Annotated in this window: 7 protein-coding genes and 1 pseudogene; 2 read left to right on the top strand and 6 right to left on the bottom strand. The window is 69.4% G+C overall.

Translation table 11 applies throughout. The annotated features are described in order from the left end of the window. From AB0J09_RS50420 to AB0J09_RS50440, 5 genes are all read right to left on the bottom strand, one after another. On the bottom strand, nucleotides 1-1,087 hold a 1,087-nt coding region (locus AB0J09_RS50420), incomplete at its 3' end, for an FAD-dependent oxidoreductase (RefSeq protein ID WP_360708401.1). Nucleotides 1,088-1,102: 15 nt separating this feature from the next. Continuing rightward, nucleotides 1,103-2,485 carry a flavocytochrome c gene (locus AB0J09_RS50425; RefSeq protein WP_360708404.1) on the bottom strand — a complete coding sequence of 461 codons (1,383 nt, stop codon included), beginning with the start codon at nucleotides 2,483-2,485 and terminating at the stop codon, nucleotides 1,103-1,105. 38 nt (nucleotides 2,486-2,523) lie between these two features. Next, nucleotides 2,524-3,345 (bottom strand): SDR family NAD(P)-dependent oxidoreductase, encoded by an 822-nt coding sequence (locus AB0J09_RS50430; RefSeq protein WP_360708407.1) that lies wholly within the window; start codon nucleotides 3,343-3,345, stop codon nucleotides 2,524-2,526. Between the two features lie 10 nt (nucleotides 3,346-3,355). Continuing rightward, nucleotides 3,356-3,721, bottom strand: coding sequence for an NIPSNAP family protein (locus AB0J09_RS50435; RefSeq protein ID WP_360708409.1), 366 nt, complete (start codon nucleotides 3,719-3,721; stop codon nucleotides 3,356-3,358). Beyond that, nucleotides 3,718-5,037 (bottom strand): MFS transporter, encoded by a 1,320-nt coding sequence (locus AB0J09_RS50440; protein ID WP_360708412.1) that lies wholly within the window; start codon nucleotides 5,035-5,037, stop codon nucleotides 3,718-3,720. The genes AB0J09_RS50435 and AB0J09_RS50440 overlap by 4 nt, the downstream gene beginning before the upstream one ends. 334 nt (nucleotides 5,038-5,371) lie before the next feature. On the opposite strand from AB0J09_RS50440, the gene AB0J09_RS50445 reads away from it, so the two are divergent. Further along, nucleotides 5,372-6,163, top strand: a complete 792-nt coding sequence (locus AB0J09_RS50445; protein ID WP_360708415.1) for an IclR family transcriptional regulator — start codon at nucleotides 5,372-5,374, stop codon at nucleotides 6,161-6,163. On the opposite strand, the gene AB0J09_RS50450 is transcribed toward AB0J09_RS50445, so the two are convergent. Then, a complete protein-coding gene (locus tag AB0J09_RS50450) occupies nucleotides 6,107-6,850 on the bottom strand; it encodes an IclR family transcriptional regulator (protein WP_360708418.1) in 744 nt (247 codons plus the stop codon). The genes AB0J09_RS50445 and AB0J09_RS50450 overlap by 57 nt on opposite strands. A gap of 66 nt (nucleotides 6,851-6,916) precedes the next feature. On the opposite strand from AB0J09_RS50450, the pseudogene AB0J09_RS50455 reads away from it, so the two are divergent. After that, nucleotides 6,917-7,292: pseudogene (locus tag AB0J09_RS50455) on the top strand (cupin); the annotation flags it as partial.

Here is a 7,292-nt window from a genome sequence, read left to right on the forward strand (position 1 = left end):
CGCCGTCGCGCGCCACCTCGGTGTAGCGATCGAGGGTGTCGCGCAGCCGCTCCCCGTCGATGCCCCAGCCGACGACGGCGGCGAGCAGTTCCTCCAGCGTCGCGGCCTCGGCGTGCCGGGCCCCCGCCTCGACGGCCACGGCATACCGGTCGATCGTGCCGAGGCCGGGGAAGGGTTCCTCGGTGCCCTCGGTGACGCGGACGTGGTGATCGAAGATCAGGACGCCGCGCGCCTCGGGCTGGAAGGTGACCGCCTGGTTGAGCAGCTCGTCACCCTCGGTCTCGTCGACGAAGCGCTCCCCGCGCACGTTCACCAGCACGGTGGAGCCGGAGTAGTACTGCGAGTAGGGCAGGAAGTCGGCAGGCTCGAACCGGCGCACCGGGTAGCCGATGAGGTGACCGTAGAAGGTGCTCATCGCCGTCGTGCCGCCGGCGCCGGCGGCACGCGCGAGCCGCAGCCCGTCCCCGACGCTGCCGGGGTTGGAACGCAGCAGCAGCCGATCGGCGTTGGGCCCGATGTGCCGGGTGAGCTCATCGCGGGCACCCTGAAAACCGCCGGTCGCCAGGACGACGGCGCCCGCGTCGTAGCGCACGAGGCGGCCCTCGCCGTCACGGGCGATGACGCCGGTGACCTCCCTGCCGTTGTGGAGGAGCTGGACGATGGGGCTGCCGGTGTGCGCCTGGCCGCCGGCCGCGATGACCTCCTCCCGGCACCGGGCGAGGATGGCCTTGATGTCGGTGGAGTAGCCGATGCCGAAGGTCATGATGTCGCGCTTGGGCTCGTCGGCCACCCGCACACCGGAGGACCGCAGCTCGGCGAGAGCCGCTTCGTAGTCGGCCACGAGCTTGGCGCCCAGCTCCGGATTCCCGAGCGGGATCCGCTCCCGGAGCGCCTCCACGGTCGGCGCGGTCCAGAACATCCCTGCCGAAAGGGCGGCCGACCCGCCGAAGGCGTCGAGCTTCTCCAGCAGCGCCACCCTGGCGCCGTTCCGGGCAGCGGTCATGGCCGCGGCCGAGCCGGAGACGCCCGAGCCGACGACCACGACGTCCACGTGGCGGACCTCGTCGACGATGAGTGAATGCTTCATCTGCGATGACTCCTGTCAGGCGGCGGATGGGGTCGCGGCGTGCCGGGCGACGATGCGGCCGAAGACGGTGCCCTTGCCGAGCGAGGTGCCGGTCATGTACGCCGCGCCGTGGAAGCCGCCGGTCACCTCCCCGACGGCGTACAGGCCGTCGATGACCTCGCCGTCGACGTCGAGCGCCTGGCCGTGGGGGTTGATGGTGATGCCGCAGTAGGTCGTGGTCATCAGCGACTTGGCGGGGTAGGCGTAGAAGGGCGCTTCATCGATGGGCAGCAGGTCGCCGACGCCGTTGCACAAGCTGGTGCGACCCATCTCATCCGCCTGCTCCCCGGCCGCCACGGCGTTGTAGCGCTCCACGGTGTCGGCCAGGCCGGCCGGGTCGATGCCGGCCAGCTCGGCGAGCTCGTGCAGGGTGCCGGCCTTGAAGACGTGCCCGATGTCTTCGAGGGTGTCGACGTCCTTCAGCGGGATGCCGCGGTGGGACTTGGCCCGCACCTTGGCGTCGAAGATCTGGAATCCGAGGCCCTCGGGCTGGTCGAGCACCACCCGGCCCAGCGTCTTGTAATCCCGTGACTCATCGACGAACCGCCGGCCGCGCCTGTTCACGATGATCGCACCCATGTAGTACGCCGTGAGCAGCTCGTGGAACTCCTCGCCCGTCTCCGGGTGCGATCCGTAGGTCCCGGAGACGAAGGACATGTCGGCCATGCCGGCGCCGAGCCGCCATGCCATCTTCAGCCCGTCGCCGGTGTTGCCCGTGCCACCGTACGGGATCGCGGCGAGCTGCTCGGGCGCGAAGGTCTTCAGCAGGTCTGTGCCCCGCGAGAAGCCGCCGGTGGCCAGCACCACTCCGGCCCGCCCACGAAACAGCGCCCGCCCCTGGGGGGTGTCGGTCTCCACCCCGGTCACCCGGCCGGAATCGTCCCGCACCAGCCGGACGGCCCGGTGGCTGAGCCGGGTCTGCCCACCGGCGGCGGTGAACGCCTGGTGGAGAGTGGCCAGGACCTCCTTGATCGCGGAGTTGTGGCTGCGCCTGGCCGACTGCCCCGAGCTGAGCTCCACCTCCCGGAAGACCACCCCGTGATCCTTGAGCCACCGGTAGGTGTCCTCCTGGCAGGCGAGGTAGGCCTCCAGCAGCGATCGGTCGTTGAGGTGCTTCCCCAGTTCGAGCATGTCCCTGAGGAACAGCTCGGCCGAGTCCTCGATCCCCTCCGCGGCCTGCTCCTGCGTACCGCTGAAGGCGAACCAGCCGCCGCTCATCGCCGAGGAACCCCCCAGCGTGCCGGTCTTCTCCAACAGGACCACGTCGTGGCCGGACTCGGCCGCCGACGTCGCCGCCGTCTGCCCGGCTATGCCGGAACCGATGACGACCAGGTCAAAGGTGTGTTCGGGAATGGACATGCGTGCAATTGCCTTTCGGGGACTGAACGGGCCAGGCGCTAGCAGGTGAGCCAGCCGCCGTTGACATCGAGGCTGGTGCCGTTGATATAGCCGGCCTGGTCGCTGAGGAGGAAGGCCACGGCGTCGGCGATCTCTTCGGGACGGGCGAACCGCTTCATCGGCACCTGGCTCAGGAGCCGGTCGTCGGCCGGGACGTCGCCCATCATCGGCGTCTGCACGAATCCGGGGGCGACGCCATTGACCCTGATCCGCTGGGGGGCGAGCTCGCGGGAGAGGCTGGCCGTGAGGTTCTGCAGCGCAGCCTTGCTGGCGGCGTAGGCGATGGTGGAGGGGAGGTAGGGCGGGAAGTCCGCTTGTTCCGGGCCGCCGGCTCCGAGCTTGGCCGTGATCGACAGCAGGTTGACGATGCTCGCGCTGCCGTCGGTGGGCATGTACCGGTAGGCCTCGCGCACCAGGAAGAAGGGTGCGCTGACGTTGACCGCCAGCACCCGGTTCCACTCCTCGTCGCTCAGCTCATGGAACGGGATCTTCCTGCCGTTGCGCTTGGGCGAGATGCCCACGCCGTTGACGATGACGTCGAGGGCTCCGCCGTCCGCGGCGAACGCGGCGAGCTCGCGGTTGACGGCCGAGCTGGTCAGGTCTCCGCCGAAACCGCGGTGTTCGGCGCCGTCGACCTCGGGCAGGTCCTTCGCGGTACGGCCGGCGGCCTCGGCATCGACGTCGGCCACGACGACGCCGTAGCCGGCCCCGGCCAGCCGCCGGCTGATGGCCGAGCCGATGCCGCCGGCGCCACCCGTGACGATGGCCGACCGGGTTCGCGCGGGGGCGGGAGCCGGCTCGTCGGTGTGTAGCAGGGTCATTGCCTCGTCCTCACTTCGCGGTGAACGCCGTGTCCGCGTCGGCGACGCGGACGGGCAGGGAGCGGATCGGCGAGAAGGACGTCGGATACATGATCTTGTTCTCCATCGTCATGATCATCGGGCGGATGATGGCCAGGCACTTCTGCCACTGCTCGTTCGCGGCCAGCTCGGCACGCCGCCGGCGACGGTCCTCCAGATCGGCATAGGCCCAGAAGTGGGTGAGCTCGTTCTGGCGGCCGAACTCGGTGGTGAAGTATCCGAGAAAGCCGCCGAGGATCGGCTTCTGCGCGGGCAGGCCGATGGTCTCGTAGGCCTCCAGGTAGTCGGCCATGCTCGCGCTGGTGTGCAGAACGTAGGTGCGCTGCTCGACGATCATCGGCGCACCGCCCCCTTGAGAGCCGGCTCCGCGTCGGCCTCCGCGGCGTCCGCGTACCGCCCGAACCGGTGCTCGCCGCCTTCGAGCGTCTTGCCGTCGCCCATGAGCAGCATGTTGATGATCGCGGCGGCGATGACCGCCACCCAGAAGACCGTGATGGCGAAGGTGCTTCCACCGCTGAGGCTGGTCAGCCACGAGGCCAGGAACGGGGCCGGCGCGGCGAAGATGAGATTCGCGCCGGTGAGCGCCAGGGCCGAGCCGGTGTAGCGCATGTGCGTGGGGAACGCCTCGGCGAACAGGGCCCCCTGGCCGGCATTGCCGAACTGGGCCGTGACCAGCGCGAAGGAGACCATGCCCAGCGTGAGGGGGAAGCTGCCCAGGTCGACGACGCTGAAGAAGACAAGGGCCGCAACCAGCGTGCCGATGGAGCCGATCATGAGGATTTTCCGGCGGCCGTGGAGGTCGGCCATACGCCCTCCCCACCAGATCGCGATGACGGAGAGGAAATTCGAGATCATGATGATCGTGAACGTCTGGCTCCTGGTGAAACCGTGCTGGGTCAGGTAGCTGAGCCCGAAGACCGACACCACGTAGAAGGTGATGACGATCGGCGAGAAGGCCAGGATGAGCCGTGCGATCGTGACCCAGTGGGTGCGCAGGACGACTGCCGGGTTGGTGGTCTTCTCGGCGAGTTCCCGCATGCCCTCACGGAAGACCGGGGTCTCCTCCACCTTGAGCCGCATGTAGATGCCGACGGCGACGAGCAGGATGCTCAGCAGGAACGGCAGGCGCCAGCCCCAGGACGTGAAGGCTTCCTCGCTGAGGACACCCGACAGCAGCGCGAGCAGGGCATTGGCCGCGACCTGGCTGATGGGTGACCCCATCGCCATGAGCGCACCGTAGAAGGCGCGGCGGTCGGCCGGCGCATGCTCCATGGTCATCAGCTGGGCACCCGTGGCCTCGCCGCCGAGCGCGAAGCCCTGGATGAAGCGCATCAGCACCAGCAACAGGGGTGCCACGAAGCCGATCGCGGAATAGGGCGGCAACAGGCCGATCACCAGGGACCCGGCGCCCATGGAGATGAACGTGGTGAGCAGGACCTTGCGCCGGCCGATGCGGTCACCGAGGTGACCGAAGACGATGCCGCCGAGCGGCCGGGCGAAGAAGCCGACGCCGAAGGTGGCGAAGGAGGCCAGCAATCCGATGGCGGGGTCCATCTCGTTGAAGAACAGGGCCGGGAAGACGGTGGCGGACATCGCGCCGTAGACGGCGAAGTCGAACCATTCCAGCGCCGAGCCGAACGTCCCGCTGACCACGGCGCGCTTCGCCTGAGGCGGAGCGGGCGTAGCCGGTCGGATAGGCCGCTTTGTCAATTTCGCCGGGAGTGACGGACTCATCGGAACTCCTTGGTGGAGTGAGCGGGTCGAGCGGTGAGAAGGGGTTGTGGCGGCGCCTGTCATGTGGTTTGGGCTGCGCCGTTGCTCGCGAAGCCGCAGACCTGACCCCCGCGGGCTGCCAGGCCAGGAGCTGGGCCGGAAAGGCTGTCGTCCTGCGTGCCGGAGAACGTAACGTACAGATTGCAGAAAGCGCAATACCCGGTATTCTCATTGCGTGATAAGCAAAAATGGTGCAGCGGATCAACCAGCGCTGGTGGGCGCGGTTCACCGCGCGCTTGTGCTCCTCAAATTGATGGCGGAGGAGGGCAGCCTCAGCGTCACTGAGGCGGCCAGGGCTCTGGACGTCAATCCGTCAACGGCGCAACGCCTTCTCGCCACGCTCGCCGCGGACGGTTTCGCCAGGCAGGGAGCACGCAAACGCTACGAGCCCGGCCCGGCGTTCCTGCAGCCCGGCATGGCCAGGCCGGCGCCACCGCTGAGAACCAGAGTGCGCCCCTACCTGGAGCGCCTGTTCGAACGCGTGGGCGAGACGGTGCACCTGGCGACCCTCGTCGGCACGGAGATCCACCATCTCGACGGCATCGAGGCGACGTCCCACCCCTTGCGGTTCAGTCTGCGGACCGGCGTGAAGCTCCCCGCGCACGTCACGTCGGCGGGCAAGGCCATGCTGGCCGAGCTACCCCGCGATGAGGTCGACGCCCGCTACGGGGTCGCGCTGTCCGGCGCGCGCGGGCGCGAACTCGACATCGACCTCGGCAGGATCCATCAGGAGCTGGACAAGACCCGCCGGCAGAACATCGGCGTGAACTTCGAGGAGTCCGAAGTCGGCGTCGCGGCCCTCGCCGTGTCGCTCGGCGTGATCAACGGCGAGCGGGCGGCCTTCAGCATCGCTATGCCCTTCGCCCGGTACGCCCAGGAGGACATCGACAGGTTCACCGCGCACCTGCTCACCACCGCCCGGGAGACCCGGCGGGCGCTGGAGCCCGGCTCAGGCGAGATCGGCCTCGATGGCGCCCGCGGCGCGGTTCAGGATGTTGACCAGTGACGGCAGCTGGTGCCGGTCGTAGCGTCCGCTCGGCATCGACACCGACAGGCCGGCGAGAGCGTTCCCGTCTGGCCCCCGTACCGGCACGCCGACCGCCACCACGCCGCGCTCGGAGCGGTTCTGGTTGAGGACGAAACCGTTGCGCCGTACCCGGGCCAGCTCATCCCGCAGCCCTTCCAGATCGGGACCGTCGGCCGGGTAGACCTCCTGGAGCTCCTCGTCGGTCAGCTCGGCCAGCAGGAGCAGTCCCGCCGTGGTGCGGTGGGCCGGGAACACCATGCCCTCGCGCGACCCCACCCGCAGGGTCCGGGCACACTCGACGCTGACGATGAACCGGACCGTGTCCCCGGTGCGCACCGCCAGGTTGACGGACTCGTCGACCACGTCGACGAGCCGGTGCAGGTGCGGCAGGGCCGCCGCCCGCAGCCGGGACGCGACCGAGGGCGAGTGGGCGGCGAGCTCCAGGACCGGGCCGGCCCGGTAGAGGCGCCGATCGTCCTGGACCGCGAAGTCCCGGTACACCAGCATCGCGAGCAGCCGGTGCGCGGTGGAGCGGGCCACGCCAAGCCGCTCGGCAACCTCTGAGACGCTCAGCTCACCCTCCAGCTGCAGCATCGTGGCGATCCGCAACGCGTGATCAACACTGTTGATCAGGTAGGTGGGCGGATTCTTCAGCGGCTTGTCCATCACCCTCCAATTCTGCACAACAGAATTATGTGTTCTGCAGAATGTGACAGTAGCAGCATGAGCCGCATGAGCACCCCTGTGACCAGCCCAGAGTCCCCGGTGCGGCTCCGCGCGACCGACGCGCCGGACCAGCCCACTGTCACTCCCGCGCTCGAGGATCTTTACCGCGGTTTCGAGCAGGAGCTGCTGGTGCCGCTGTGGACGGAGATCGGCGACCTGATGCCGGCCCATCCCCGCTCGCGCGCGGTGCCGCACCTGTGGCGCTGGGACAACCTACGCCGGCTCGCGGCCCAGGCCGGCGACCTGGTCCCGGTCGGCCGCGGCGGGGAGCGGCGCGCGATCGCGCTGGCCAACCCGGGTCTGGGCGGCCGCCCCTTCGCGACCCCCACGCTGTGGGCCGCCATCCAGTACCTGATGCCCGGCGAGGACGCCCCCGAGCACC

Source organism: Nonomuraea sp. NPDC049784, assembly GCF_040659615.1.
In the GTDB taxonomy this organism is placed as follows: domain Bacteria; phylum Actinomycetota; class Actinomycetes; order Streptosporangiales; family Streptosporangiaceae; genus Nonomuraea.